A 24,732-nucleotide genomic window follows, 5' to 3' on the forward strand; every position below is an offset into this window, starting at 1 on the left:
CCGCTTCCGCGGGGCCGTTCTCTGTCGATCGGGGCGGCGCGCTCAGGCGCTCGCGCGCTCGTCGTCGCGCTCGTCTCCCCACTCCGCTCGCGGCACCGAGTCGATGAGCAGCTGCGTGTAGGGATGCTTCGGGGCGGCGAGCAGCTCGGCCGTGCGGCCCTGCTCGACGATCCGGCCGCGTCGCATCACGACCGTCTCCTCGCAGACCCGTCGAACGACGGCGAGGTCGTGGCTGATGAACAGCACGGTGAGGCCCCGCTCGCGACGGATCTCGGCGAGCACGTCGAGCACCTGCGCCTGCACCGAGACGTCGAGCGCGCTCGTCGCCTCGTCCATCACGAGCACGTCGGGGTCGATCGCGAGCGCACGGGCGATCGCGACGCGCTGTCGTTGCCCGCCCGAGAGGGTGCGCGGGCGGGCCTGCGCGTGCTTCTCGCCGAGGCCGACCTGCTCGAGCAGCGCGAGCACCCGCGCGCGGGCGTCGCTCGTGGAGAGCTTCGCGTGCAGCCGCAGCGCGTCTTCGATCGAGCGGCCCGCGGTGATGCGGGGGTCGAGCGAGAGGTACGGGTCCTGGAAGACCATCTGCACGCTGCGGGCGTGCGCGAGACGGGCCGCCCTGCCGTTCGGCACCGCGGTGCGCTCGCGACCCGCGATGCGGATGTCACCGGCATCGGCCTGCTCGAGACCGACGATCATGCGCGCGAGCGTCGACTTGCCCGACCCCGACTCGCCGACGACGCCGAGCGCGTCGCCGCGGGCGATCGAGATGGAGGCGTCGACGACGGCGTCCACGGTCCGCTTGCCGCGCAGGTGGTAGGTCTTCGAGATGCCGGTCGCCTGCAGCATCGGTGCGGCGTCGGTCGTGGCATCCGTGGAGGGAAGCGAGGCGACCGACGCAACCGACGCGACCGACGCATCCGAACCGACCGGCTCGACCGCGATCGTCGGCGTCGCCGCGACGAGGCGCTTCGTGTAGTCGGCCTTCGGCGCGCTGAAGACCCGTCGGGCGTCCCCCGTCTCCTCGACGCGTCCGGCGCTCATCACGACCACCCGGTCGCAGATGGATGCCGCGAGGTTGAGGTCGTGGGTGATGAAGAGCATGCCCATGCCGCGGTTCGAGCGCTGCTCGATGAGCAGGCGGATGATCTCGGCCTGCGTCGTCACGTCGAGCGCGGTGGTCGGCTCGTCGCAGATCAGCAGCTTCGGCGAACTCGTCAGGGCTCCGGCGATCATCACCCGCTGCAGCATGCCGCCCGAGAACTCGTGGGGGTACTGCTTCAGGTGCTCCTCGGGGCGGGGCAGCTGCACCGAGGCGAGCAGTTCGAGCGCGCGCGTCGTCGCCTCGGCGGCCGACTTCCCCTCGCAGAGGCGCAGGGTCTCGGTCATGTGGTCGCCGATGGTGCGCATCGGGTTGATGCCTGCCCTCGGGTCCTGGAAGATCATGGATGCCGCGTGCCGCCGCAGGTCGAGGATCCGCCCTCGATCGGCGCCGATCACCTCGTGCCCGTCGAGCTCGACCCGTCCGCCGAGGCGGGCGCCGTCGGGGGTGAGCCCGAGCACGGTGCGCGCGGTGAGCGACTTGCCCGAGCCCGACTCCCCGACGAGTCCGACGGTCTCGCCGGCGTCGACCGAGAGCGAGATGCCGTCGAGCAGGCGGGTTCCGTTCGGCAGGTCGAGCGTGAGCTCGGAGATGTCGAGCAGGCTCATGCGGGGGCCCCTCCGATGCGGTCGGAGAGTTCTTCTCCGATGATGTTGACGGCGACGACCACGAGCACGACCGCGACGGCGGGCACGATCGCCGGCAGGAAGAATCCGCCGACGATACCGGGCTGAGCCTCGTTGATCATGGCTCCCCAGTCGGGCGTCGGCGGTTGCACGCCGAGGCCGAGGAACGAGAGGCCGGCGAGCTCGGCGAGCACGTAGCCGAAGTTCAGCGTCGACTGGGCGCCGACGATCGGCGTGACGTTCGGGAGCACCCGGCGCAGCGCGATCCACGGCCCGCTGAATCCCTGCACCCGGTACGCCGAGACGTACGGACGGGTGCGTTCGGCCTTCACGAGCTGCCGGGTGAGGCGGGCCACGAAGGGCGCGTAGGCGATGCTCATCGCGATGACCGGGGCGACGAGCCCCTTGCCGAAGAGCGCGACGGCCATGATCGCGAGCAGCAGCGACGGGAAGGCGAAGAGCACGTCGAACACGCGGCCGAGCACCGCGTCGATCCAGCCGCCGCGCCATCCGGCGAGGAGACCGAGCAGCATGCCGATGACGGTCGAGCCGATGACGACGAGCAGCGGGCCGAGGAGGGCCGTGCGGGCGCCGTAGATGAGTCGCGACAGGAGGTCGCGGCCGAGGCTGTCGGTGCCGAGCCAGTGGGTGGCGCTCGGCCCGGCGTTCACCGCGGCGAAGTCGAGCTGGTCGGGCGGGTAGGGCGCGATGAGCGGCGCGAAGATGGCGGCGAGCGTCATCGCCGAGACGATGCCGATCGCGATGCCGAACGTCACGCCGGCGGGCCGCAGGCGCGGCGCCCGCATGACCTCGACGAGGGTGGGGGTCGGGGTGGTCATCGGGCACCAGCTCCTGCGGCGGACCGGGGGTCGATCCAGGGTTCGGCGATGTCGATGATCGCGTTGACGACGACGAAGGCGGTGACGACGAACATGACGATCGCCTGCACCACCGGGAAGTCGAGGCGGTCGACCGACTGCACGAGGAGCGACCCCATGCCCGCGAGACCGAACGCGGCCTCGACGATGGTCGACGCGACGAGGAGGCCGGCCACGAGGATGCCGCTCACGGTGAGGATCGGACCGAGGGCGTTCCGGAACACGTGGCGGCGGATCACGGTGCCGCGCTTCAGCCCGCGACTCATCGCGACCTCGACGTGCTCGCGGTCGAGCTGCTCGACCATCGACGACCGGGTGACCTTGCCGACGAGCACGACGAACACGATCGCGAGCGCGATCGACGGCAGCACGAGGTGGTAGACCATGTCGCCGAAGCCCTCACCCGAACCGAACGTCGGGAACCAGCCGAGCTGCACCGCGAAGATCGCGATGAGCACGATCGAGCCGACGAACGACGGAATGGCGCTGAGCATCGTCAGGCCGATGAGCGTGAAGCGGTCGAGCGCCTTGCCCCGGTTGAGCGCGGCGAGGACGCCGGCCGAGAGCCCGACGATCGCGATGAGGATCGCGGCCATCACGACGAGCATGAGCGTGACCGGCAGCCGGTCGCCGAGCACCGTCGAGACATCCTGCCTGTATTGCAGCGAACGCCCGAAGTCGCCCTGCAGCGCACCGAACAGCCAGTTCAGGTACTGCTGCCACGGCGGCAGGTCGAGGCCGTACTGCTCGGTCACCTGGGCGACCGCCTCGGGGCTCGGCTTGCGGCCGCGGAGGAGGAAGCTCACCGGGTCGCCCGGAACGAGGAACCGGGAGAAGAACACGAGCAACGACGCGAGGAAGAGCGTGAGGACCAGACTGCCGAGCTTGCCGGCGACCCGCCGGAGACCGGCGGCCGTGAACCGGCCGCCTCCCCCGGGGTTCGCGGCCGCCGCGTCCTGAGCGGCGACCGCGACGGTCGAACTATCGAGCGCCAATGGTGGCCGCCCACGGGAAGTAGAGGTAGTTGACCGAGGGTGCGACGCCGGTGATGCGCTCACCGAGGTAGAGGGTCGTCGGGCCGGCGAACAACGGCAGCCACGGCAGCTCGGCGTTCGCGATCTTCTGCAGCTCGGCCGACTTCTGCGCACGCTCCTCGCCGTCGAAGGTCCCGACCGCCTCGTTCGCGAGCGCATCGAACTCGGGGTTCGACCATTCGCCGTAGTTGCTGAACTCGCCGGTGCGCAGCACCCCGTACATCTCGAGCGGGTCGGGCGTGGAGAGGTACCAGACCGTGTAGAACAGGTCGATGCCCTCGCGAGCGCTCGGGTCGCTGAAGAGCGCCGTGTAGGCGCTCGGCGTGACCGTCTCGATCTCGGCCTCGAGGCCGATCGACTGGGCCGCGGCGACCGTCGCCTGCGAGATCACCGCGAAGTCGTTGCCGAGCGGTGCGGTCTTGATGACGATCTTCTCGCCGGCGACGCCGGCCTCCTCGACGAGCTGCTTCGCCGCCTCGAGGTCGTACGGGTACTCCTCGAGCCCGCCGAACGCATCCTCGCGCGTCGCGTCGCTCGCCCCGCCCCAGACCGACTCGGTCGTGAGGGCGCTCGTGACCTCGCCGTAGCCCTTGCCCGCTGCCTCGAGGATGCCCTCGCGATCGAGCGCCATGAGCAGCGCCTTGCGCACGTTCACGTCACCGAGCGGACCGTCGAGGTTCGACACGATGAGGCTCGACACGGCCGTGTTGAGGCCGAAGTAGACGTCACCGCTCGTCTGCTGGAGCTGTGCGATGCCGTCGACCGGCAGCATCCAGCCGCCGTCGACGTCGCCCGACTTCAGCGCGTTGACGCGCGCGGTCGCGTCGCCCATGAAGACGAACTTCACCTCGCCCGACTTCGCGGCGAGCGAGTCGTCCCAGTAGCCGTCGTAGCGGGTGAGCGTGACCGACTCGCCCGACTGCCATTCGGCGAGCTCGAACGGGCCGGTGCAGTTGACGAGCCCGGTCGAGTTGCCGTAGTCGAGGCCCTTCTCCGCGAGGGTCGCGGCCGACTCGATGACCCCGGCCGAGCCCGCCATGCCCTGGCTGAACTGCGAGTCGGGGATGCCGGTGGTGACCGTGACCTCGAGGTCGCCGGTCGCTTCGATGGAGACGACGTTCTGGTACACCGAGTACCAGGAGGAGCCCACCTCGGGGTCGAGGTGGCGGCTCATCGACGCGACCGCGTCGGCGGCGGTGAGGGGCGTCCCGTCGTGGAAGGTGACGCCCTCGCGCAGCCGGTACACCCACGTGGTGGGGCTCGTCTGCTCGTACGACTCGGCGAGACCGGGGCTCAGCGAGTAGTCGGCGTTGAGTCGCAGGAGCGATTCGCAGACGTTCGCGAGCACCTGGTTGTCGGCGTAGTCGAATGCGTAGGCGTAGTCGAGGGAATACGGCTCGGCGTAGCTCACCCAGCTGTACGAGTCGATGTCCCCCGACGGCGCGGGGGTCTCGGCCGAGAGCTCCCATTCGGCGGTGGGCTTCTCCTCGGCGGGGTCGGAGGTGCAGCCGGTCAGCGCGAGCAGCGCGACGGCGCCGCCGGCGACGAACGCGACGGTGCGTCGGCCGGCGGGGGTGCGGAGCGTGGACATGCGGGGTTCTCCTCGGGGGTCGGGCGGTGGGATCAGGCAGTGGTGGTGACGGTGCCGGCGGTGTCGGCGGTGACCGCGTCGGCGCCGGATGCGGGAGCGTCGGGCAGGGCGCCGCGGCGGTAGACCGCCTCGCCCTCGATCCAGGTCGAGACCACCGTGGTGCGGTGGATCTCGTCGGCGGGAACGGTGAAGGGGTCGGGATCGAGCACGACCAGGTTGGCGAGGTAGCCCTCGCGGATCGAGCCGGTGTCGTGGTCGCGGTGATTCACGTAGGCGGTGCCCGAGGTGTACGCGGCCATCGCGGTCGCGAGGTCGAGTCGCTGCTGCGCCCCGGCGAGCGGGTCGGCCTCGATGCCGGGGGCGACGCGGGTCACCGCGATGTGGATTGCGGCGAGCGGGTCGGCGGTCGACACCGGCCAGTCGCTGCCTGCGGCGAGGCGGGCGCCGCGTTCGGCGAGCTCGCCGAACGGGTACTGGCGGGCCTCCTGGCCGTCCTGGAGGAACGGGAGCGTGAGCTCGTCGATCTGGTCCTCGTGCGTCGCCCACAGCATCTGCAGGTTGGCGACGGCGTCGACCTCGGCGAAGCGAGCGGTGTCGGCCTCGGCGACGATCTGGAGATGTGCGAGGTGGTGTCGGCCGTCGCTCGGGCCGTTCGCGGCGCGTGCCGCGGCGATGGCGTCGAGCCCTTCGCGCACGGCGCGGTCGCCGAGCGCGTGCATGTGCACCTGCTGCCCGGCGGCGTCGAGCGCGGTCACGGCCGCGCCGAGGAGTGCCGGGTCGATGAAGGAGAGCCCGTGATTGTGGGTGTCGTGGCCGTGCGCGTCGCGGTAGGGGGTCAGCATCGCCGCGGTCTGGTTCTCGGCGACGCCGTCGACCATGATCTTCGTGGTGCCGAGCGTGAAGCGGTCGCCGTGGCCGCGTGCGAGGAGCTCGTCGCGCCGCCGCACCATCTCGTCGACCTGCTCGAGGCCTCCCGCGCGCTCCCACCACTGCGCGCCGACGACGTGCACCTTGAGGGTGCCCTCTTCGAGTGCGCGGAGATACGCCTCGGTGGCGTCGGGCACGCCCGCCATCGCGCCGATGAGGGCGTCCTGCCAGCCGGTGACGCCGAGGGCGATGAGCTCGTCCTGCGCACGGAGGAGCCCGCGGTAGACGAGTTCGGGATCGCTCGACGGCCGCACCTCTGCGAAGAGTTCGGCGGCGCCTTCGTGGAAGGTGCCGGCAGGGTGCCCGTCCGCTTCGCGTTCGATGCGGCCGTCGTCGGGATCGGGGGTGTCGGCGTCGAGACCGGCCGCGCGCATCGCGGCGGTGTTCGCCCAGGCGCTGTGGTGGTCGCGGCTCGCGAGCAGCACCGGCCGCTCGGGCACGACGGCGTCGAGCAGCGCCCGCGCGGGCGCGCCGCCCGGGAAGTGGTCCATCGACCAGCCGCCTCCGAGGATCCACGGCTCGTCGGGGTTCGCGGCTGCGTAGGCGGCGATCTTCGCCACCGCGTCGTCGGCGTCGACGGCCTCGGTGAGGTTGCACTGCAGCAGCTCGACGCCGCCGCCGACCGGGTGGATGTGCGCGTCCTGGAATCCGGGGCTGAGCAGCGCCCCGTCGAGGTCGATGACCCGGGTCTGCTCGCCGATGAGGGCGGATGCCTCGGGGTCGGGCACGACCGCCGAGATCCGGCCGCCCGTGACGGCGACCGAATGGCCCTCGAGCGGCAGGCCGCTGCCGGTGAACACGGCTCCCCCGGTGAACAGCACGTCGGCGACTGACACGTCACCCTCATTTCTTCGTCGAATGGGTCGGACGAGGCGAAGGTAGCCCGATCGGCGGCATGTTGTCAACGGTGTTGACATCATTGGTGATGAGGTCGTTATGCTGACCGGGATGCCACGCCTGCGAGGTCATCGCGACACAGGGGTCGTGGGCGTGGCAGCATGAAGAGACGCACCACCGACGAGAGGACGACGATGTCGACGACGAGCACTCCACGCCGTCGCGACGCCTCCCGCACCGGCGGCAAGGCGCGCCTCGACCGCGACACGATCATCGCCACGGGGCTCGAGCTCGCAGCCGACTCGGCCTCGGCCACGCTCTCCGTACGCGAACTCGGCACCCGCCTCGGCGCCGACCCGACCGCGATCTACCGGCACTTCCGCAACAAGGAGCAGCTGATGGAGGCGCTCCTCGACGCCCTCATCCGTCGCAGCGTCGACGCCGTCACCGCGGAACCCGACGATTGGCGCGCGCGTCTGCGTCAGCTCGCGACCGCCACGCTCGACGTGTTCGCAGCGCACCCGGCGGTCGGCGTCGAGGCGACGGTGCTGACCACGCACGGCACGGGCGAGCTCGACGCCGTCGAACTCATGCTCGACGCCCTCACCCGCGCCGGACTCGACGGCGACGACCTCGTGCGCCACTACGCGCTCTTCGCCGCCCACGTGCTCTCGAGCTCGGCCGGCATCGCTCGCGCGCGCGGCGAACGCCGCAGCCAGGGCTTCGCCGATGAGCCGACGAGCCCCTGGTTCGACGGCCCCATCCTCGCCGACCCCCGCAAGTATCCGTTGATCACCTCGATCAACACGCGTCTCGTCGAGCTCGAGGACCGCGAGCTGTTCACGCTCGGAGTGGAGTCGATCATCCAAGCCGTCGAGCGCACCGCCGCCGGCGACTGAACCATCCCCGGCACTCAGTGCCTCCACTGATCTTCGAACCAATCTGAGAAAAGTGCTTGCGGTCGGTGCGAGTTCGCCGATAGTGTCTGTTTCCGGTGCGAATGCGCCAGAGCCCAAGAGAGGAGTTGATCCCAATGATGAAGCACATCTTCACCCCGGCATTTACCGCCGGCCGCACGGTGATCCTCCTCGCCGCTCCGGCCTGCTAGTTCTCCGCCCCGGCGTGACGCGCGTGCTGCGCGACCGCCATCCGGCCCTCGTGGTCCGAGCACACGGCTCCCCCGTGGCATCCGTTCTCGCCTGATCGATTCAGGCGCTTCGGGCGCTTCGGATGCCGCTTCTGCTCGCCCCGGCCCGCGGCTCCGCCGCGCTCCCCCGGTGCCTCGCACGCCACGTGCGCGCACCGGATCGTCACCACCACTCCGCAGACGACGTCGTCGGCGCCCGCCGGCGACGCCCGCACCGAACGGTGCACCCTCCAATGAAGGAAACACAGTGAACACCAGTTCTCTCGCCCTCGGTCAGTCCACCTCCGGTCAGACCATCGCCATGCGTGCCCAGGCACGCCGACTGCACGAACGCGTCGCACTGCGCGCCGGCCTCGCCCTCATCGCGTGGAGCCGCAAGCAGAGCGAGCGCCTCTCGCACGAGAACGTGATGCTGCGCCAGCAGAACACCGCACTCGCGCACCGGGTCCGTGCCGGCGACCTGCAGCAGGTCGCCCTCTTCGGGTCCAGCCTCTGAGCGTGATCGCATGAACGCCATCACGACCACCCCAGCACCGAACGGCGTCGTCGCCTTCGCGGCGACGCCGTTCGCGCGGCCCTGCGTCTCCCCCGCCCCCGCCCTCGTCGCCGACGGTTCGACCGCCCTCGCGGTCGCAACGCCGACGTCGGGGGCGGGTGCGCGGGTGCGGGCTCGCGCCGCCTACGCCTTCGGGGGCACCCCGTCGGCAGGCTCGGCCGCGTTCAGGCGCAGGCCGATGTCGAGCAGGCTCACGCGGTGCAGGCTCGACACCTCGTCGAGCGGCACCCAGCGCGCCTCGTCGCTCGAGCCCCCGACCTCGTCGCGCAGTTCGCCGCCGATGACGCTCGCCCGGTAGATCACGCGCATCGCATAGAGCGGCTCGCTCCCGGTGCGGCGCTTCGCCGCCGGGATCACCATCGTGTCGATGCCGAGCAGACGATCGACGGATGCCTGGTAGCCGGTCTCCTCCGCGATCTCGCGGCGGGCCGCCTCGATCGGGTGCTCGCTGCCCTCGATCCCGCCGCCCGGCAGCGTCCAGCCGGAGCGGCCGTGTTCGTTCCAGTGGGCGAGGAGGATCTGCTCGTCACGGATGATGACGCCATACGCGGCGATGCGGATGTCCATTCCGTCACCCTACCCGCGCACGCCGTCGCGACGGGCACGGGATGGGCGCACGGCGTGCGGTGAAGCTCAGCCCTCGCGCATCGAGTCGCGCTGCACCGCGTCGTACTGTGCACCGCTGATCGTCGGGTCGCCGCCGAGTCCCTGCGCCCGCGCGACCTCGTCGTTCGGGTTGTAGTCGGAGACGTCGCCGTGGTCGTCGACGTACTCGTGGTAGACGCCGCGTCGCGCGTTCTCGCGCTGCGCGAAGCCATGGCCGCGCGCGATGAGGTAGACGAGCACCGTGATGAACGGCACGAAGATGAGGAAGAGCAGCCAGACCGCCTTCGCCCACCCCGCGAGCGTCGTGTCGCGGAAGAGATCGGCGATCACCGAGAAGAGCGCCACCAGATATGCGATGAAGACGAAGAAACCGAACAGACCGCTGAAGACATCCCAGAAGTTGGTATCGAAAGCCATTGCCGCTCCCCCTGAAAGGCGACTCCGCGGTGAGATCACCGGGATGAGCCCACAGTATCGGAATCAGGCCACCCGGCGGGAGAGGAATCTCCGGGGAGCACGAGCTTTCATGATCCCTGCGCGCCGAGGCCGATCGGTATCGTTGCGAGCATGACCCGCGCCTACCCCGCCACGATCGCGGCGGCCGTGGAGCATGAGCTCGTCATCAAGAAGTCGCGATTCATCGCCCGTGTCGAGCCGGTCGCCTCTGTGCCGGACGCCGAGTCGGTCATCGCCGACGCCCGCAAGCGGCACTGGGACGCCCGACACCACTGCAGCGCGATGGTCACCGGACTGCTCGGCGACCAGGCCCGCTCCTCCGACGACGGCGAGCCATCGGGCACCGCCGGCGTTCCGATGCTCGAGGTGCTGCGCCGTCGCGAGCTCACCGACGTCGTCGCCGTCGTCACCCGATACTTCGGCGGTGTGAAGCTCGGGGCCGGCGGACTCGTGCGCGCGTACTCCTCGGCGACGTCCGAGGCGCTCGACCGCGCCGCGCTCGTTCGGCGGGTGGCGCTCACCCAGGCGACGATCGAGGTGCCGCACGCCGAGGCGGGCCGATTCGACCACCTCCTCCGCGACTGGGCGATCCACCACGGCGCCACCCTCGGCGACCCGCACTACGGCGCGGTGGCGACCCTCGAGATGTGGGTGCCGGCGGCCGAGCTCCACTCCCTCACCGCGGACCTCGCCGCTGCCTCCGGCGGCGGCGTCGTGCCCCTGACCGGCATCGAGCGGATCGTCGACGTTCCGGCGTGACGGGCATCGGGCACCCCGTGCTCGGGCAAGGCCGCACCTCGGGAAACGAAAGAACCCCCAGCCGAAGCTGAGGGTTCTGGGTTGTGGAGCCTAGGAGATTCGAACTCCTGACATCCTGCTTGCAAAGCAGGCGCTCTACCAACTGAGCTAAGGCCCCGAGCCGGGTGGCGGGCACCCGATGTGTTGTGGAATTTTCAGAGTGGGGATACGAGGACTTGAACCTCGGACCTCTTCGTTATCAGCGAAGCGCTCTAACCGCCTGAGCTATATCCCCGAATTTCGGCCGAGAAGAAGACTACCTGAGACTTCAGGATTCTCCCAATCGAGCCGAACTCGGCGCCTAGTTGTTGGTGAAACCGACCAGGATGCCGCCGGTGATCTTCACGCTGAGGTTGTAGAGCACCGCCACGATCGCGCCGAGCGCGGTCGTCACGACCAGGTTGAGGAGGGCTGCGACGATCGCGAAGCCCATGACGTTGCCGAGCGAGAGGATCGACGACAGGTCTCCGCCGGTGCCGGCGACGTCGCGCACGAGCTCGTTGAGCTTCGAGAACACGCCGGTCGAGTTGAGCACCGTCCAGATGAGGAAGGTGGCCACGACCGAGACGACGGCGAGGCAGACGGCCACGAGGAACGACAGCTTCACCGCCGACCAGAAGTCGACGTAGACGAGCCGCAGGCGCACCTGCTTGGCCGGGGCGCGCTTGCTCGACTTGCGGGCCAGCTTCTCGGCGACGCTACTCATTGACGATTACTCCCTCTCCCGCGGGCTCGGCCGCCTCGGACTCGGCGGCCTCCTCCACGAGATTCCGTTCGGAATTCTTCGCGATGGCGATGATGCGGTCGTCCTCGGCGAACTTCGCGAAGACGACGCCCATCGTATCCCTGCCCTTGGCAGGAACCTCGGCGACATCGGAGCGTACCACCTTGCCGCTGGCAAGAACCACCAGCACCTCGTCGTCGGATCCGACGATGAGTGCGCCCGCGAGGTCGCCGCGATCCTCGCTCAGCTTGGCCACCTTGATGCCCAGACCGCCGCGGTTCTGCAGGCGGTATTGGTCGACCGAGGTGCGCTTCGCGTAGCCGCCCTCGGTGACGACGAACACGTACTGCGCGCCCTCGACGTCGGCCGCGGCATCCTGCTCATTCTCAGCGATCTCACCGGCGACACCCGAACCGGGCACGACCGAGGCCTCGAGGAGCGCGTCGCCCGAGCGGAAGCTCATGCCCTTCACACCCGAGGTCGAACGGCCCATGGGACGCAGCGCCTCGTCGGTCGCCTCGAAGCGCAGCGACATGCCCTTCTTCGACACGAGCAGGATCTCGTCGTGCTCGTCGGCGAGCATCGCCGAGACGAGCTCGTCGCCCTCGCGGAGCTTGATCGCGATCACGCCGCGCGAGCGGTTGGTGTCGTACTCGTCGAGCGCGGTCTTCTTCACGAGGCCGTCGCGGGTCGCGAGCACGAGGTACTTCGCGACCTCGTAGTCGCGGATGTCGAGGATCTCGGCGATCTCCTCGTCGGGCTGCATCTCGAGCAGGTTCGCGACGTGCTGGCCCTTCGCGTCGCGGCCGGCCTCCTGGATCTCGTACGCCTTCGCCCGGTACACCCGGCCCATGTTCGTGAAGAACAGCAGCCAGTGGTGGGTCGTCGTGACGAAGAAGTGCTCGACCACGTCGTCGGCGCGCAGCTGCGCGCCCTTCACGCCCTTGCCGCCGCGGTGCTGCGAGCGGTAGTTGTCGCTGCGCGTGCGCTTCACGTAGCCGCCGCGCGTGACGGTGACCACCATCTCCTCTTCGGGGATGAGGTCCTCGACCGACATGTCGCCGTCGAAGCCGGGCATGATGTGGGTGCGACGATCGTCGCCGTACTTGTCGACGATCTCGGCGAGCTCCTCCGAGACGATCGTGCGCTGGCGCTCGGGCCGGGCGAGGATGTCCTTGAAGTCCGTGATCTCGGCTTCGAGCGCCTCCGCCTCGTCCATGATCTTCTGGCGCTCGAGGGCGGCGAGACGACGCAGCTGCATCGCGAGGATCGCGTCGGACTGGAGGTCGTCGATGTCGAGCAGGTCCTTCAGGCCCGCGCGTGCGTCGTCGACCGTCGCCGAGGCGCGGATGAGCGCGATGACCTCGTCGAGCGCGTCGAGCGCCTTGAGGTAGCCGCGCAGGATGTGCATGCGCTCCTCCGCCTTGCGGAGACGGTACTGCGTGCGCCGCACGATGACGTCGATCTGGTGGTCGACCCAGTGCGCGATGAAGCCGTCGATCGAGAGCGTGCGGGGCACGCCGTCGACGATCGCGAGCATGTTCGCGCCGAAGTTCTCCTGCAGCTGCGTGTGCTTGTACAGGTTGTTCAGCACGACCTTCGCGACCGCGTCGCGCTTCAGCACGATCACGAGGCGCTGACCGGTGCGGCCCGAGGTCTCGTCGCGGATGTCGGCGATGCCGCCGATCTTGCCGTCCTTCACGAGGTCGGCGATCTTGATCGCGAGGTTGTCGGGGTTCACCTGGTACGGCAGTTCGGTGACGACGAGGCAGGTGCGACCCTGCAGCTCTTCGACACTCACGACGGCGCGCATCGTGATCGAGCCGCGGCCCGTGCGGTACGCGTCGGTGATGCCCTTGACGCCCAGGATCTGCGCGCCGGTCGGGAAGTCGGGGCCCTTGATGCGCTGCAGGAGGGCCTCCTGCAGTTCTTCACGGGATGCCTCGGGGTTCTCGAGGTACCACTGGGCGCCCGAGGCGACCTCGCGGAGGTTGTGCGGCGGGATGTTCGTCGCCATGCCGACCGCGATGCCGACCGAGCCGTTGACGAGCAGGTTCGGGAAGCGCGCCGGCAGGATCGCCGGCTCCTGCGTGCGACCGTCGTAGTTGTCCTGGAAGTCGACGGTCTCCTCGTCGATGTCGCGCACCATCTCGAGCGCGAGCGGAGCCATCTTCGTCTCGGTGTATCGAGGGGCGGCCGCGCCGTCGTTGCCCGGCGAACCGAAGTTGCCCTGGCCGAGCGCGAGCGGGTAGCGGAGGCTCCACGGCTGCACGAGACGTACGAGCGCGTCGTAGATCGCCGTGTCGCCGTGCGGGTGGAACTGACCCATGACGTCGCCGACGACACGGGCGCACTTCGAGAACGCCTTGTCGGGGCGGTAGCCGCCGTCGTACATCGCGTAGATCACGCGACGGTGCACCGGCTTCAGGCCGTCGCGCACCTCGGGCAGGGCACGACCCACGATCACGCTCATCGCGTAGTCGAGGTACGAGCGCTGCATCTCGAGCTGCAGGTCGACCTGGTCGATCTTGCCGTGGATGCCGGGGCCGTTCTCGTCGGCGCCGTTCGCCGCGTTCTCGGCGTTCGCGCCGGGCTCGATCACATCAGATGTCAAGGAAACGCACGTCCTTCGCGTTCTTCTGGATGAAGTTGCGGCGGCTCTCGACGTCTTCGCCCATCAGGGTCGAGAAGATCTCGTCGGCGGCGGCCGCGTCGTCCATGGTGACCTGCAGCAGCGTGCGGGTCTCGGGGTTCATCGTGGTCTCCCACAGCTCCTGGTGGTTCATCTCGCCGAGACCCTTGTAGCGCTGCACGCCGTTGTCCTTCGGGATCCGCTTGCCGGCGGCGAGGCCGGCGGCGAGCAGCGCGTCGCGCTCCTTGTCGGAGTAGACGTACTCGTGGTCGGAGTTGGTCCACTTCAGGCGGTACAGCGGCGGCTGGGCGAGGTACACGTAGCCGAGCTCGATGAGCGGCCGCATGTAGCGGAACAGCAGCGTGAGCAGCAGCGTCGTGATGTGCTGGCCGTCGACGTCGGCGTCGGCCATGAGCACGATCTTGTGGTACCTGGCCTTCTCGGTGTTGAAGTCCTCGCCGATGCCGGCGCCGAACGCCGTGATCATCGCCTGCACCTCGTTGTTCGCGAGGGCACGGTCGAGTCGGGCCTTCTCGACGTTGAGGATCTTGCCGCGCAGCGGCAGGATCGCCTGCGTCTCGGGGTTGCGACCCTGCACGGCGGAGCCGCCGGCCGAGTCGCCCTCGACGATGAAGATCTCGGAGACCGACGGATCCTTCGAGGAGCAGTCCTTCAGCTTGCCCGGCATGCCGCCCGACTCGAGGAGCCCCTTGCGACGGGTCGCCTCTCGCGCCTTGCGCGCCGCGATGCGGGCGGTCGCCGCCTGGATCGCCTTGCGGATGATCTCGCGGGCCTGCGTCGGGTTGCGCTCGAACCAGTCGCCGAGCTGCTCGCCCGTGACCTTCTGCACGAACGACTTCGCCTCGGTGTTGCCGAGCTTCGTCTTGGTCTGGCCCTCGAACTGCGGTTCGCCGAGCTTCACCGAGATGACGGCGGTGAGCCCCTCGCGCACATCGTCGCCGGAGAGGTTGTCGTCCTTCTCCTTGATGATGTTCTTCTCGCGCGCGTAGCGGTTGACGAGTGTCGTCAGCGCGGCACGGAAGCCCTCTTCGTGGGTGCCGCCCTCGTGCGTGTTGATGGTGTTCGCGTAGGTGTGCACCGACTCGTTGTACGCCGTCGTCCACTGCATCGCGACCTCGAGCGAGATCCGCCGCTCGGTGTCCTCCGCCTCGAAGGAGATGATCTCGTCGTTCACGAGGTCGGCGCGCTTCGACTTGTTGAGGTACTCGACGTAGTCGGTGATACCGCGCTCGTACATGAACGTGTCGGTACGGGGCCCGCTCACGGCACCTTCGGCGTCGGCTGCTGCGGCGGCCGCGGTGTCGTCGGGGTCGACGACATCGTGCCCCGCACGTTCGTCGGTCAGGGTGATGCGCAGCCCCTTGTTGAGGAACGCCATCTGCTGGAAGCGGGTGCGGAGCGTCTCGTACTCGAACTCGACGGTCTCGAAGATCTCGGGGCTCGGCCAGAACGTGATCGTCGTGCCGGTCTCGTCGCTCGCCTCGTCCTGCGAGAGCGGCGCCTCGGGCACACCGATGTTGAACGCCTGACGCCAGGCGTGGCCCTCGCGCTTGACCTCGACCTCGAGGCGCGTCGACAGCGCGTTCACGACCGAGGAGCCGACGCCGTGCAGGCCGCCCGAGACCGCGTACCCGCCGCCGCCGAACTTGCCGCCGGCGTGCAGCACGGTGAGCACGACCTCGACGGTCGAGCGACCCTCGGTCTTGTGGATGCCGACCGGGATGCCTCGACCGTTGTCGATGACCCGGACTGCGCCGTCGGGCAGGATCGTCACGTCGATGTCGGTGGCGAAGCCGGCGAGCGCCTCGTCGACGGAGTTGTCGACGATCTCGTAGACGAGGTGATGGAGGCCTCGTGGCCCGGTCGAGCCGATGTACATGCCGGGCCGCTTGCGTACCGCTTCGAGGCCCTCGAGAACCTGGATCGCGTCTGCACCGTATTCGGGCGCGCTCTCGGGCTTCGTCGGTTCCGCTGTCATTGGTGAATCAGGCTCCAAACCGTCGCACTGGCGACGCTCGATCCTATCAAACGGGCGGTGCCGCAACGCCGTGAACGGCCGCTCTCGCGCAACGAATCGGGTTCAGTGACCGTTTTGGTCTTCTCAGCCGTAGGTATCGCGCGGACCGCGCCCTGGAACCGATCTGGGGCCCTTTTTCCAGGTGGGGGCGTCTGGCCCTTGGAAGCGGATGGTCTCGACCCCCGCGCCCGGGTACCTCGACATGATCTCCGTGACGAGCTGCGTGCGCATCAGCCGAAGCTGCGTCGCCCACGCGGTCGACTCGCAACGGACCTGCAGGACACCGCCCTCGATCGCGATCGCCTCGGAGTGGCGAGCCGTGTCCTCGCCGACGATCTCGGCCCAGGAGGCGAGCACGTCGTGCTGCGAGAGCGGGCCCGTCCAGCCGAGCTGCGCACTCAGCCCATCGAGCGTCGCGCCGAGCGCCTTCGGGTCGCGCCCGGGGGTGAACGGTTGGTTCTCGCCGTCGTCGCGGGTGCGCACCCGCGACGCGCGGCCGCTGCGCAACCGCGGTTCGCCGCCGAAGATCTCACGGAAGTGGCGGTAGACGCGGGAGGCCTCCGACTGCTCAGACATCGGCCGCCCCGCCTGCATCACCGGATGCCTCGAGCTCGACGGATGCCTCGGGCTCGACGATGCGCCCCGAGTCGATGTGCACGATCCGCGCGACGAGCGGCGCCGGGACGTCTTCGAGCACCGCGGCGGTGACGAGGACCTGCTCGAACCCGGCGATCGCAACCGCGAGCCGTTCGCGCCGCAGGCGGTCGAGCTCGGCGAACACGTCGTCGAGCACGAGCACCGGGTCGCCGGTGTACGAGTCGCGCCGCAGCAGCTCGGCCGAGGCGAGCCGCAATGCGAGCGCGAACGACCACGACTCGCCGTGGCTCGCGTACCCCTTCGCCGGGAGCCCGTTGAGGAGCAGGAGCACGTCGTCGCGGTGCGGGCCGACGAGCGTCACCCCCCGCTCGAGCTCTTTGCCGCGCAAGTCGCGCAGCGCGGCTGCGAAACGCTCGGCGGTCGTCGTCTCCGCTGGTCGAGGAGCGTCCGACGAAGTCGGACGCGTCTCGAAACCACCACCCTCCCCGTCCACATCGGCACCGTCGATCGAGAGCACCGCACGCAGCTCGGGCCCGTGATCGGCGTCGACGATCGCCCGGTACGCATCGGCCACGGGCGACGCGAGTTCGGCGACGAGTGCAACCCGCTGGTCGATGAGTTCGGAGCCGAGGGCGATGAGACGTTCGTCCCAGATGTCGAGCGTCGTGAGCCTGTCGGCCGCGAGACCGCGCGCCCGCGCACTCTTCAGGAGGGTGTTGCGCTGCCGCAGCACTCGCTCGTAGTCGGCCATGACGCCGCCGAGGCGCGGCGTGCGCTGCACGAGCAGCTCGTCGAGCATTCGACGCCGCACGCCGGGTTCGCCGCGGACGATCGCGAGGTCTTCGGGGGCGAACAGCACCGTGTGCGCGTAGCGCGGGAGCTCGCGCGTCTTCACCGGCGAGCGGTTGAGCTGCGCCCGATTCGCACCCTGTCGGTTGAGCTGCAGCTCGACGAGGAGTTCGCGGTCGCCGTGCGCGAGGAGCGCACGCACGATCGCCGCGTCGGCGCCGGCGCGGATGAGCGCCTGGTCGCTCGAGACCCGGTGCGAGCCGAGTGTGGCGAGGTAGCCGATCGACTCGACGAGGTTCGTCTTGCCCTGGCCGTTGCGACCGACGAGCACCGTCGCGCCCGGGCCGAGCTCGAGTTCGGCCCGCTCGTAGTTGCGGTAGTCGGTGAGGGAGAGGCGGGCGACGTGCACGGGCACCACTCCTCTCGTTCGACCACGACAACGCTACCGGCGGCGGCTGACACGAAGTTCCGCGGGTTGAGGAGCGCCGACGCGAAGCAGCGACGCGTCTCGAAACCATATGGGCCGGTCGTCAGAGGTGACCACCGGGGTTTCGAGACGCGTGCTCCTTCGTCGCCCGCTCCTCAACCACCGAGGGACGGCTCAGCGCAGCAGCAGGTTCGGCTGCAGCAGGTAGCGGTAGCTGTCGGCGCCGGCCTGCTCGCGCGAGGTCTGGCTCGTGATGAGCACGGGGCCCGGCTTGTTCGGGTTCTCGGTCTTCGTGAACGAGATGCGCACGAACTCGGAGTGCACCGCGCCGAGGCCGTCGAGAAGGAACTGCGGCTTCAGCGAAACCACGGTGTCGTCGCCCGTGAGGATCGCGTCGATCGACTCGGAGGCCTGCGCCTGCTCAGAACCGATCGCCTCGAGGGTGAGTCCGTCGGCCGTGAAGCTGTAACGCAGCGCCGCCTCGCGCTCGAGGACGAGGGCGACACGACGGGTCGCCTCGATGAGGTCGGCGGTGTTCATGACGGCGTAGTTGTCGACCGTGTCGGGGAAGAGCCGCCGTACGGGCGGGAAGTTGCCCTTGATGAGGAGCGAGGTGACGGTCTTCTTGTCGGCGCTGAACGCGATGAGCTCGCGGTCGTCGCGGCTCGTGATCGACACCGAGATGTTGCCGGCGTTGCCGAGGGTCTTGCCGACCTCCTGCAGGGTGCGGGCGGGAACCAGGGCGGTGACGGCTTCGTCGCCGGCCGCGACGTTGCCGCCGTCCCAGTCGATCTCGCGCACGGCGACGCGGTAGCGGTCGGTCGCGACGAGGCCGAGGCTGTTCTCGCGCACCTCGAGCTGCACACCGGTGATGACGGGGGTCACGTCGTCGCGCGATGCGGCGACGGCGACCTGAGCGACGGCGGAGGCGAACTCCTCGGCGGGGACGAGACCAGACTGCTCGCCGATCTCGGGGATCGACGGGTACTCCTCGACCGGCATGGAGAGCAGGGTGAAGCTCGCCGAACCGCAGCTCACCGAGATGCGGCTCTCTTCGGTCGCGATGCGCACGGGAGCGTTCGGCAGGCGACCGGCGATCTCGGCGAGGAGCCGACCGGAGACGAGCACGGTGCCCGGCTCTTCGACATCGGCCTGGATCTCGGTCTGCGAGGACACCTCGTAGTCGAAGGAGGACAGCACGAGTCCGTCGTCGGTCGCCTTGATGAGGACGCCGGAGAGGATCGGCAGCGTCGTGCGCTGCGGCAGCAGCTTCACGGCGAAGGACACGGCCTCACTGAAGACGTCGCGGTTGACCTGGAACTTCACGGTTCTCCCGTCGTGGATGTCGCTTGGTGGCTCCCATGCTAGCCGCACCGCCGTTCGCGGCGCGGGAGAATCCGCGCCGCAGGCGCTCGTCCGACGCCGATTCCACGCTCGAGCGACCCGCGTTCGACGCGAGCCGACGACGAGGTTGTGGATTCGCCCCTTAATCCATATCTCTCTTAACGGTGTTAACCGTTGTGGAAACTGTGGATGGTGTTCGGAGACCCGCGGAACGACGCCGATCGCGAGGCATCCGATCTGTGCACGGTGTGTGGATTCGACCGCGAACCCCTCTCGGCCGAATCGAACGCAGCACACCGTTCTGCACAGGCCGGCGTCGCGCCTCAACAGCCGTGGCGCGGTTACTCGTTAACAATCCACAGGTTCTCCACATCTGTGGGAAGCGTGCTGAGATCGGTCTGCAGCGGCTGTGCAGATGCGGATTTCGGGCGCGTCGGAGGGCTTCTTTCGGTGGTTGAGGAGTGCCGACGCGAAGCGGCGACGCGTCTCGAAACCGGGTGAGCAGATCTCGAAGGCAGGGTCGCGGGGTTTCGAGACGCGTCCGACTTCGTCGGGCGCTCCTCACCCACCGGGGTCCGACTTCGTCGGGCGCTCCTCAACCACCGGGGGCCGACTTCGTCGGGCGCTCCTCAACCACCGAGGGCGGCGCCGCTCAGCGGTAGCGGGTCGTCTGCTTGATGCGCGCGGTCAGCTCGGTGACCTGGTTGTAGATCGAGCGGCGCTCCTTCATGAGCTCCGAGATCTTCTTGTTCGCGTACATCACCGTCGTGTGGTCGCGGTTGCCGAACAGCTGGCCGATCTTCGGCAGCGACAGGTTCGTGAGCTCGCGGCAGAGGTACATCGCGATCTGGCGGGCCGTCGCCACGGCCTGCGAACGGCTCGAACCGTAGAGGTCGTCGACGGTGAGCTTGAAGTAGTCGGCCGTCGCCGTGATGATGTCGACCGGCGCCACCACATTGTCCGAGTCGTCGGTGATGAGGTCCTTCAACACCGTCTGCACGAGCGGCATGTCGACGGGCGTGCGGTTCAGGCTCGCGAACGCCGTCACGCGGATGAGCGTGCCCTCGAGCTCGCGGATGTTCGACGAGACCTTCGACGCCATGTACTCGAGGATGTCGTCGGGCACCTGAAGACGTTCGGACTGCGCCTTCTTGCGGAGGATCGCGATGCGGGTCTCGAGGTCGGGCGCCTGCACGTCGGTGATGAGGCCCCACTCGAAGCGGCTGCGCATGCGGTCTTCGAAGCCCGTCAGGTGCTTCGGCGGCACATCGCTCGTGATCACGACCTGCTTGTTGTGGTCGTGGAGCGTGTTGAAGGTGTGGAAGAACGCCTCCTGCGTCTCCGCCTTGCCCTGCAGGAACTGGATGTCGTCGATGAGCAGGATGTCGATGTTGCGGTACCGCTGCTGGAACAGCGAACCGCGGTTGTTCGCGATCGAGTTGATGAAGTCGTTCGTGAACTCCTCGCTCGACACGTAGCGCACCCGGATGCCCGGGTACAGGCTCATCGCGTAGTGCCCGATGGCGTGGAGGAGGTGGGTCTTGCCGAGGCCCGAGTCGCCGTAGATGAAGAGCGGGTTGTACGCCTTCGCCGGCGCCTCGGCCACGGCGACCGCCGCCGCATGCGCGAAGCGGTTCGACTGACCGATGACGAAGCTCTCGAAGCCGTACTTCGGGTTCAGCCGGGTATCGCGCGACGAGACGGGGCTCGTGTTCTCGAACACCGACTGGGGCGAGGCCGGCAGCTCGACGGGATCGAGTTCGTTGCCGTACGCGCCGTGCCCGCCGGGCTGCGGTTCGGTGGGCCGCGCGGCCTCCTCGAGCTCGGGGTTCACGACCACGTAGAACGAGGTCACCGGCGACGGCGCCTCGACGGCGCTCATCGCCGACAGCAGCGAGACGCGCATGCGCTGATTGAGCATGCTCGCGGTGAAGTCGTTGGGCACCTCGAGATAGAAGGTGCCGGCCGCGATGCCCTTGGGTTCGACCAGGTTCAGGAAGCCCTGGAGCATCGGGGTGATCGCATCGTCGTCTGACAGTCGATCGAGGATCGTCGCCCACGTGTCGGAAATGGGCTGTTCTGTCATCGTTCCCCGCAATCAAGTTCGGTGGTCTCGTGTGCCGCTCATCGATCCCCTATCGACGAAGCAAGCGGCGCGAGGCGAGTGTTCACAGTGTTATCCACGGCCTGTGGGGAGATTCGGGGACTCGCCCGTGATTCCGCGCACGAAGCTGGGGATAACTGGTGTCAAACGCTATCCGAGGAAGGCCCCGCCGACAAATGCCGATTCGAGGATTCGTTGCCGGCGGCGTGTCGTTCCACAGGTGATGTCGAGGTTCACGGGATACTGTCGGGTTCGCACTGCGCCTCGACTCCACGCGTCTCGGTTTGACCGGACGCGCGCGAGGCCGTAGTTTTAATCAGTTGACCCAGCCCTTTCGGGCACCCAGTTTTCCCGCCGCCGAGCTGCAGCACCTGTCGCAGCCATTTCCCGGCGAGGAGATTCGACCAGCCGGAGAAGAAGAATGAGCAAGCGTACGTTCCAGCCGAACAACCGTCGTCGTGCCAAGAAGCACGGCTTCCGCCTTCGCATGCGCACCCGCGCGGGCCGTGCCATCCTGTCGGCACGTCGCGCCAAGGGCCGCACCGAGCTCTCCGCGTAACTCCTCGGTGCTCGCCAAAGCCAATCGCATCACGAGCGCCGACGACTACCGAGTCATCGTGCGCCGTGGAGCGAAGGTCGCCGGTGCCCACACCGTGAGCTATGTGCGCTCACGGGAGTCGGGCACCGACGCGCGCTTCGGCTTCATCGTTTCGAAGAAAGTCGGCGGCGCCGTTCGCCGCAACCTCGTGCGCCGCAGGCTGAAGGCCGCGTGCCACGAGGTGCTCGGCGACGGCTTCGGCGGAGTCGACATCGTCGTGCGTGCGCTGCCCTCCGCGGCCGCCGCCGACTGGGAGGCACTCCGCTCCGAAGTCATCGGCGCCTGCTCGGATCGCCGCGTCCGAGACCGGGTGAAGGGCGGATGACATGCGCGACGCGTTGTTGTTCGTCGCGCTCATCCCGCGCAATGCCGGTGTGCTGCTCATCCGCGGCTACCGCAAGCTGATCTCCCCCCTCTACGGCGACGTCTGTCGCTACTACCCCTCGTGCTCCGCCTACGGACTCGGCTCCGTGCAGCAACGAGGCCTCCTGGTGGGCTCCGTGCTCACCGCGTGGCGCATCCTGCGCTGCAATCCCTGGTCGCCCGGCGGCATCGATGACGTGCGCGCCGCCCGCCACCAGCGCTACCGCGTCACCCCGTTCGGTTGGGTCGTCCCCGCAGGCTTCGGCAATGCGGATGCCACGGGCCCCGCGCCGCACGCAGCGCATCACGATCACGTCCACCACGTGGCATCCACCGGTCTCGAACCGGATCAGTCTTCGACCCGCGACGACGCGGCCGTCGGTACCGCCTCCCCCACCATGTCCCGGAAGGACTGACACCGCCAAATGGACATCATCAGCCTGATTCTCTGGCCCATCAAATGGGTCATCGAGCTGATCCTCGTTGCGTTCCACTCCATGTGGACGTTCTTCGGCATGGACCCGAACGCGGGCACCACCTGGGTGCTCTCGATCGTCGGACTCGTGCTCGTCGTGCGCGCCGCGCTCATCCCGATCTTCGTCCGCCAGATCAAGAGCCAGCGGCGGATGCTCGAGGTCGCGCCGCAGCTCAAGAAGATCCAGGATAAGTACAAGGGCAAGAAGGACCAGTACTCCCGCGAGGCCATGTCGCGCGAGACGATGGACCTCTACAAGAAGACTGGGACCAATCCCCTCTCCTCGTGCCTGCCGTTGCTGCTGCAGATGCCGATCTTCTTCGGCCTGTTCTCGGTGCTCAACGATGCGCAGCACGACAAGGCCGGCGTCGGCGTGTTCACTCAGGAACTCGCGAACTCGTTCGCCAACGCCGAGATCTTCGGCGCACCGCTGAAGGCGACCTTCATCGGCGAGTGGAACCTCATGATCGCGGGCCAGGAGTTCAGCATCAACGTGATGATCATCGCGCTCACGATGATCGTGCTCATGACGGCATCGCAGTTCATCACACAGCTGCAGATCGTCTCGAAGAACATGTCGCCTGAGACCAAGGCGAGCCCCATGTTCCGTCAGCAGCGGATCCTCCTCTACCTGCTCCCCCTCGTCTTCGCGTTCTCGGGCGTCGCGTTCCCGCTCGGCGTCATGTTCTACTGGCTCGTCTCGAACTTCTGGACCATGGGCCAGCAGTTCGTGGTCATCCGCAACATGCCCACGCCCGGAAGTGACGCGGCGAAGGCGCGCGAGGCCCGCCTCGCGAAGAAGGGCAAGCTCGTCGTCGAGGACAAGGCGGCCGAAGGCGCCATCGCGATCGAAGAGCCCAAGAAGACTCAGCGCCAGCAGCCGATGGGCAAGTCGCGCGCCAAGAAGCAGGGAAAGTAGACATGACCGACGTGCAGAATGACGCCGAGCGTTCGACCTCGCAGCTCGAAGAAGAGGGCGACATCGCCGCCGATTACATCGAGGAACTCCTCGACATCACCGACCTCGACGGCGACATCGACATCGACGCGCGCAACGGCCGCGCGTACATCTCGGTGAACGCCGGCGACGGCGCCAACCTCAACCTGCTCTCGAAGCCCGACACGGTGAGCGCGCTGCAGGAGCTCACCCGTCTCGCAGTGCAGACGAAGACCGGCGTGTTCTCGCGGCTCATCCTCGACATCGGCGGCTCGCGCGATGCGCGTCGTGACGAGCTCGCCACGCTCGTGACCCGCGCGGTCGAGCGCATCGAAGGTGGAGCGGCCGAGGCCTCCCTCCCCCCGATGTCCTCCTACGAGCGCAAGCTCGTGCACGACCTCGTCGCCGAGCAGGGCTTCCACTCGGAGTCGCGCGGTGAAGGTGCCGACCGGCACACCGTGATCACCCGTGGCGCCTGAGCGCGACGTTTCACGTGAAACGATGACCGACGCACTCGAAGTCGAACCCGCGGCCGCGGCCGCGCTGTTCGGCGAGCACCTCGCCAAGGGTCGCGCGTTCACCGAGGCGCTCGCTCGTCACGGCGAAGAGCTCGGCCTCATCGGACCGCTCGAACTCCCCCGGCTGTGGACGCGCCACATCCTCAACAGTGCGCTCGTCGCACCGCTGCTCCGCTCGGGCGGTCGCATCGGTGACGTCGGTTCGGGCGCAGGCCTCCCCGGCATCGTCCTCGCCATCATGCGACCCGACGCGGAGTTCGTGCTGATCGAGCCGATGGAGCGCCGGGTCGCGTGGCTCGAGCGGCAGGCAGACGAACTCGAACTGTCGAACGTGACGGTCGTGCGTGCACGCGCTGAGGAGTCGAAGCTCGGTGACTCACTCGACCAGGTCACGGCTCGCGCGGTCAGCGCGCTCCGCACACTGATCCCCGTCACCGCTCCCCTGGTCCGTGCTGGTGGAGAGCTCGTGCTCATGAAGGGCGCGGGCGTGGACGGCGAGATCGGCGCAGCGCAGAAGGCGATCCGCAAGTTCAGGCTGAGCGACGTCGAAGTGCTCGTGCTCGGTGAGGGCGTCGTGCCCGACAGTGAAGTGACCCGTGTGTTCAGGGCGAAGGTCGACTGAGTCGAGCCG

General features: G+C 68.5%; 23 protein-coding genes and 2 tRNA genes. 9 read left to right on the forward strand and 16 right to left on the reverse strand.

What is annotated here, in order from left to right:
• Positions 1-42 precede the first annotated feature (42 nt).
• The 5 genes from ACFVTX_RS10050 to ACFVTX_RS10070 are packed head-to-tail and all read right to left on the reverse strand — an operon-like array spanning position 43 to position 6,991.
• Entirely contained in the window at positions 43-1,707 is a 1,665-nt protein-coding gene (locus ACFVTX_RS10050; RefSeq protein ID WP_386899629.1) for a dipeptide ABC transporter ATP-binding protein, read from the reverse strand.
• The gene (locus ACFVTX_RS10055) at positions 1,704-2,564 is read right to left on the reverse strand and encodes an ABC transporter permease (RefSeq protein ID WP_386899631.1); all 861 of its coding nucleotides are present in this window, start codon (positions 2,562-2,564) and stop codon (positions 1,704-1,706) included. Before ACFVTX_RS10055 ends, ACFVTX_RS10050 begins: the two co-directional genes overlap by 4 nt.
• On the reverse strand, positions 2,561-3,598 hold the full coding sequence (locus ACFVTX_RS10060; protein WP_386899633.1) for an ABC transporter permease: 1,038 nt from the start codon (positions 3,596-3,598) through the stop codon (positions 2,561-2,563). The genes ACFVTX_RS10055 and ACFVTX_RS10060 overlap by 4 nt, the downstream gene beginning before the upstream one ends.
• Positions 3,585-5,228: an ABC transporter substrate-binding protein gene (locus ACFVTX_RS10065; protein WP_386899635.1), complete on the reverse strand. Its 1,644-nt coding sequence runs from the start codon at positions 5,226-5,228 to the stop codon at positions 3,585-3,587. The genes ACFVTX_RS10060 and ACFVTX_RS10065 overlap by 14 nt, the downstream gene beginning before the upstream one ends.
• A gap of 32 nt (positions 5,229-5,260) precedes the next feature.
• On the reverse strand, positions 5,261-6,991 hold the full coding sequence (locus ACFVTX_RS10070) for an amidohydrolase (RefSeq protein WP_386899637.1): 1,731 nt from the start codon (positions 6,989-6,991) through the stop codon (positions 5,261-5,263).
• A gap of 162 nt (positions 6,992-7,153) precedes the next feature.
• Here ACFVTX_RS10070 and ACFVTX_RS10075 point away from each other — a divergent pair, with 162 nt between their 5' ends.
• Both ACFVTX_RS10075 and ACFVTX_RS10080 read left to right on the forward strand, forming a co-directional pair.
• Entirely contained in the window at positions 7,154-7,891 is a 738-nt protein-coding gene (locus tag ACFVTX_RS10075) for a TetR/AcrR family transcriptional regulator (protein WP_386899639.1), read from the forward strand.
• 495 nt (positions 7,892-8,386) lie between these two features.
• Positions 8,387-8,635, forward strand: a complete 249-nt coding sequence (locus ACFVTX_RS10080) for a hypothetical protein (protein ID WP_386899641.1) — start codon at positions 8,387-8,389, stop codon at positions 8,633-8,635.
• A gap of 183 nt (positions 8,636-8,818) precedes the next feature.
• Here ACFVTX_RS10080 and ACFVTX_RS10085 read toward each other — a convergent pair whose 3' ends face one another.
• Both ACFVTX_RS10085 and ACFVTX_RS10090 read right to left on the reverse strand, forming a co-directional pair.
• Positions 8,819-9,262: an NUDIX hydrolase gene (locus ACFVTX_RS10085; protein ID WP_386899643.1), complete on the reverse strand. Its 444-nt coding sequence runs from the start codon at positions 9,260-9,262 to the stop codon at positions 8,819-8,821.
• A 66-nt stretch (positions 9,263-9,328) separates the two neighbouring features.
• A complete protein-coding gene (locus tag ACFVTX_RS10090) occupies positions 9,329-9,718 on the reverse strand; it encodes a PLD nuclease N-terminal domain-containing protein (protein WP_386899645.1) in 390 nt (129 codons plus the stop codon).
• Between the two features lie 150 nt (positions 9,719-9,868).
• On the opposite strand from ACFVTX_RS10090, the gene ACFVTX_RS10095 reads away from it, so the two are divergent.
• Positions 9,869-10,516 carry an IMPACT family protein gene (locus ACFVTX_RS10095; RefSeq protein ID WP_386899647.1) on the forward strand — a complete coding sequence of 216 codons (648 nt, stop codon included), beginning with the start codon at positions 9,869-9,871 and terminating at the stop codon, positions 10,514-10,516.
• 84 nt (positions 10,517-10,600) lie between these two features.
• On the opposite strand, the gene ACFVTX_RS10100 is transcribed toward ACFVTX_RS10095, so the two are convergent.
• The 9 genes from ACFVTX_RS10100 to dnaA form a co-directional block, all read right to left on the reverse strand.
• Positions 10,601-10,673: transfer RNA gene (locus tag ACFVTX_RS10100), tRNA-Ala, on the reverse strand.
• Between the two features lie 43 nt (positions 10,674-10,716).
• Positions 10,717-10,790, reverse strand: a tRNA-Ile gene (locus tag ACFVTX_RS10105).
• A gap of 66 nt (positions 10,791-10,856) precedes the next feature.
• Positions 10,857-11,261, reverse strand: coding sequence for a DUF3566 domain-containing protein (locus tag ACFVTX_RS10110; RefSeq protein WP_386899649.1), 405 nt, complete (start codon positions 11,259-11,261; stop codon positions 10,857-10,859).
• Complete coding sequence (gyrA, locus tag ACFVTX_RS10115; RefSeq protein WP_386900376.1) at positions 11,254-13,818, reverse strand: DNA gyrase subunit A; 2,565 nt, start codon at positions 13,816-13,818, stop codon at positions 11,254-11,256. The genes ACFVTX_RS10110 and gyrA overlap by 8 nt, the downstream gene beginning before the upstream one ends.
• A 64-nt stretch (positions 13,819-13,882) precedes the next feature.
• Positions 13,883-15,910 (reverse strand): DNA topoisomerase (ATP-hydrolyzing) subunit B, encoded by a 2,028-nt coding sequence (gene gyrB / locus ACFVTX_RS10120; protein WP_386899651.1) that lies wholly within the window; start codon positions 15,908-15,910, stop codon positions 13,883-13,885.
• Between the two features lie 123 nt (positions 15,911-16,033).
• Complete coding sequence (locus tag ACFVTX_RS10125; protein ID WP_386899653.1) at positions 16,034-16,525, reverse strand: DUF721 domain-containing protein; 492 nt, start codon at positions 16,523-16,525, stop codon at positions 16,034-16,036.
• Complete coding sequence (gene recF, locus ACFVTX_RS10130) at positions 16,518-17,744, reverse strand: DNA replication/repair protein RecF (RefSeq protein WP_386900378.1); 1,227 nt, start codon at positions 17,742-17,744, stop codon at positions 16,518-16,520. Before recF ends, ACFVTX_RS10125 begins: the two co-directional genes overlap by 8 nt.
• A 192-nt stretch (positions 17,745-17,936) precedes the next feature.
• Positions 17,937-19,088 carry a DNA polymerase III subunit beta gene (dnaN, locus tag ACFVTX_RS10135; protein ID WP_386899655.1) on the reverse strand — a complete coding sequence of 384 codons (1,152 nt, stop codon included), beginning with the start codon at positions 19,086-19,088 and terminating at the stop codon, positions 17,937-17,939.
• A gap of 670 nt (positions 19,089-19,758) precedes the next feature.
• Positions 19,759-21,192, reverse strand: a complete 1,434-nt coding sequence (gene dnaA, locus ACFVTX_RS10140) for a chromosomal replication initiator protein DnaA (protein ID WP_386899657.1) — start codon at positions 21,190-21,192, stop codon at positions 19,759-19,761.
• 439 nt (positions 21,193-21,631) lie between these two features.
• Here dnaA and rpmH point away from each other — a divergent pair, with 439 nt between their 5' ends.
• From rpmH to rsmG, 6 genes are read left to right on the forward strand one after another with little or no spacing between them, the layout of a single operon-like run.
• Entirely contained in the window at positions 21,632-21,769 is a 138-nt protein-coding gene (gene rpmH, locus ACFVTX_RS10145; protein ID WP_022889115.1) for a 50S ribosomal protein L34, read from the forward strand.
• 7 nt (positions 21,770-21,776) lie between these two features.
• Complete coding sequence (gene rnpA, locus ACFVTX_RS10150; RefSeq protein WP_386899661.1) at positions 21,777-22,133, forward strand: ribonuclease P protein component; 357 nt, start codon at positions 21,777-21,779, stop codon at positions 22,131-22,133.
• Position 22,134: 1 nt separating this feature from the next.
• Entirely contained in the window at positions 22,135-22,587 is a 453-nt protein-coding gene (gene yidD, locus ACFVTX_RS10155) for a membrane protein insertion efficiency factor YidD (RefSeq protein ID WP_386899663.1), read from the forward strand.
• Between the two features lie 9 nt (positions 22,588-22,596).
• Positions 22,597-23,565, forward strand: a complete 969-nt coding sequence (gene yidC / locus ACFVTX_RS10160) for a membrane protein insertase YidC (protein WP_386899665.1) — start codon at positions 22,597-22,599, stop codon at positions 23,563-23,565.
• 2 nt (positions 23,566-23,567) lie between these two features.
• Complete coding sequence (locus ACFVTX_RS10165; RefSeq protein ID WP_386899667.1) at positions 23,568-24,062, forward strand: protein jag; 495 nt, start codon at positions 23,568-23,570, stop codon at positions 24,060-24,062.
• Positions 24,063-24,084: 22 nt separating this feature from the next.
• The gene (gene rsmG / locus ACFVTX_RS10170) at positions 24,085-24,723 is read left to right on the forward strand and encodes a 16S rRNA (guanine(527)-N(7))-methyltransferase RsmG (RefSeq protein ID WP_386899669.1); all 639 of its coding nucleotides are present in this window, start codon (positions 24,085-24,087) and stop codon (positions 24,721-24,723) included.
• The last annotated feature ends 9 nt before the right edge of the window (positions 24,724-24,732 follow it).

This window comes from Agromyces sp. NPDC058136, assembly GCF_042884375.1.
GTDB lineage: Bacteria > Actinomycetota > Actinomycetes > Actinomycetales > Microbacteriaceae > Agromyces.

Bases quoted from the DNA above. Each gene is read 5' to 3' on its own strand.
- ACFVTX_RS10050 (WP_386899629.1), bottom strand. From the start codon at position 1,707: ATGAGCCTGCTCGACATCTCCGAGCTCACGCTCGACCTGCCGAACGGA.
- ACFVTX_RS10055 (WP_386899631.1), bottom strand. From the start codon at position 2,564: ATGACCACCCCGACCCCCACCCTCGTCGAGGTCATGCGGGCGCCGCGC.
- ACFVTX_RS10065 (WP_386899635.1), bottom strand. From the start codon at position 5,228: ATGTCCACGCTCCGCACCCCCGCCGGCCGACGCACCGTCGCGTTCGTC.
- ACFVTX_RS10075 (WP_386899639.1), top strand. From the start codon at position 7,154: ATGAAGAGACGCACCACCGACGAGAGGACGACGATGTCGACGACGAGC.
- ACFVTX_RS10085 (WP_386899643.1), bottom strand. From the start codon at position 9,262: ATGGACATCCGCATCGCCGCGTATGGCGTCATCATCCGTGACGAGCAG.
- ACFVTX_RS10090 (WP_386899645.1), bottom strand. From the start codon at position 9,718: ATGGCTTTCGATACCAACTTCTGGGATGTCTTCAGCGGTCTGTTCGGT.
- ACFVTX_RS10095 (WP_386899647.1), top strand. From the start codon at position 9,869: ATGACCCGCGCCTACCCCGCCACGATCGCGGCGGCCGTGGAGCATGAG.
- ACFVTX_RS10110 (WP_386899649.1), bottom strand. From the start codon at position 11,261: ATGAGTAGCGTCGCCGAGAAGCTGGCCCGCAAGTCGAGCAAGCGCGCC.
- gyrB (WP_386899651.1), bottom strand. From the start codon at position 15,910: ATGACAGCGGAACCGACGAAGCCCGAGAGCGCGCCCGAATACGGTGCA.
- ACFVTX_RS10125 (WP_386899653.1), bottom strand. From the start codon at position 16,525: ATGTCTGAGCAGTCGGAGGCCTCCCGCGTCTACCGCCACTTCCGTGAG.
- dnaA (WP_386899657.1), bottom strand. From the start codon at position 21,192: ATGACAGAACAGCCCATTTCCGACACGTGGGCGACGATCCTCGATCGA.
- rpmH (WP_022889115.1), top strand. From the start codon at position 21,632: ATGAGCAAGCGTACGTTCCAGCCGAACAACCGTCGTCGTGCCAAGAAG.
- yidD (WP_386899663.1), top strand. From the start codon at position 22,135: ATGCGCGACGCGTTGTTGTTCGTCGCGCTCATCCCGCGCAATGCCGGT.
- yidC (WP_386899665.1), top strand. From the start codon at position 22,597: ATGGACATCATCAGCCTGATTCTCTGGCCCATCAAATGGGTCATCGAG.
- ACFVTX_RS10165 (WP_386899667.1), top strand. From the start codon at position 23,568: ATGACCGACGTGCAGAATGACGCCGAGCGTTCGACCTCGCAGCTCGAA.
- rsmG (WP_386899669.1), top strand. From the start codon at position 24,085: ATGACCGACGCACTCGAAGTCGAACCCGCGGCCGCGGCCGCGCTGTTC.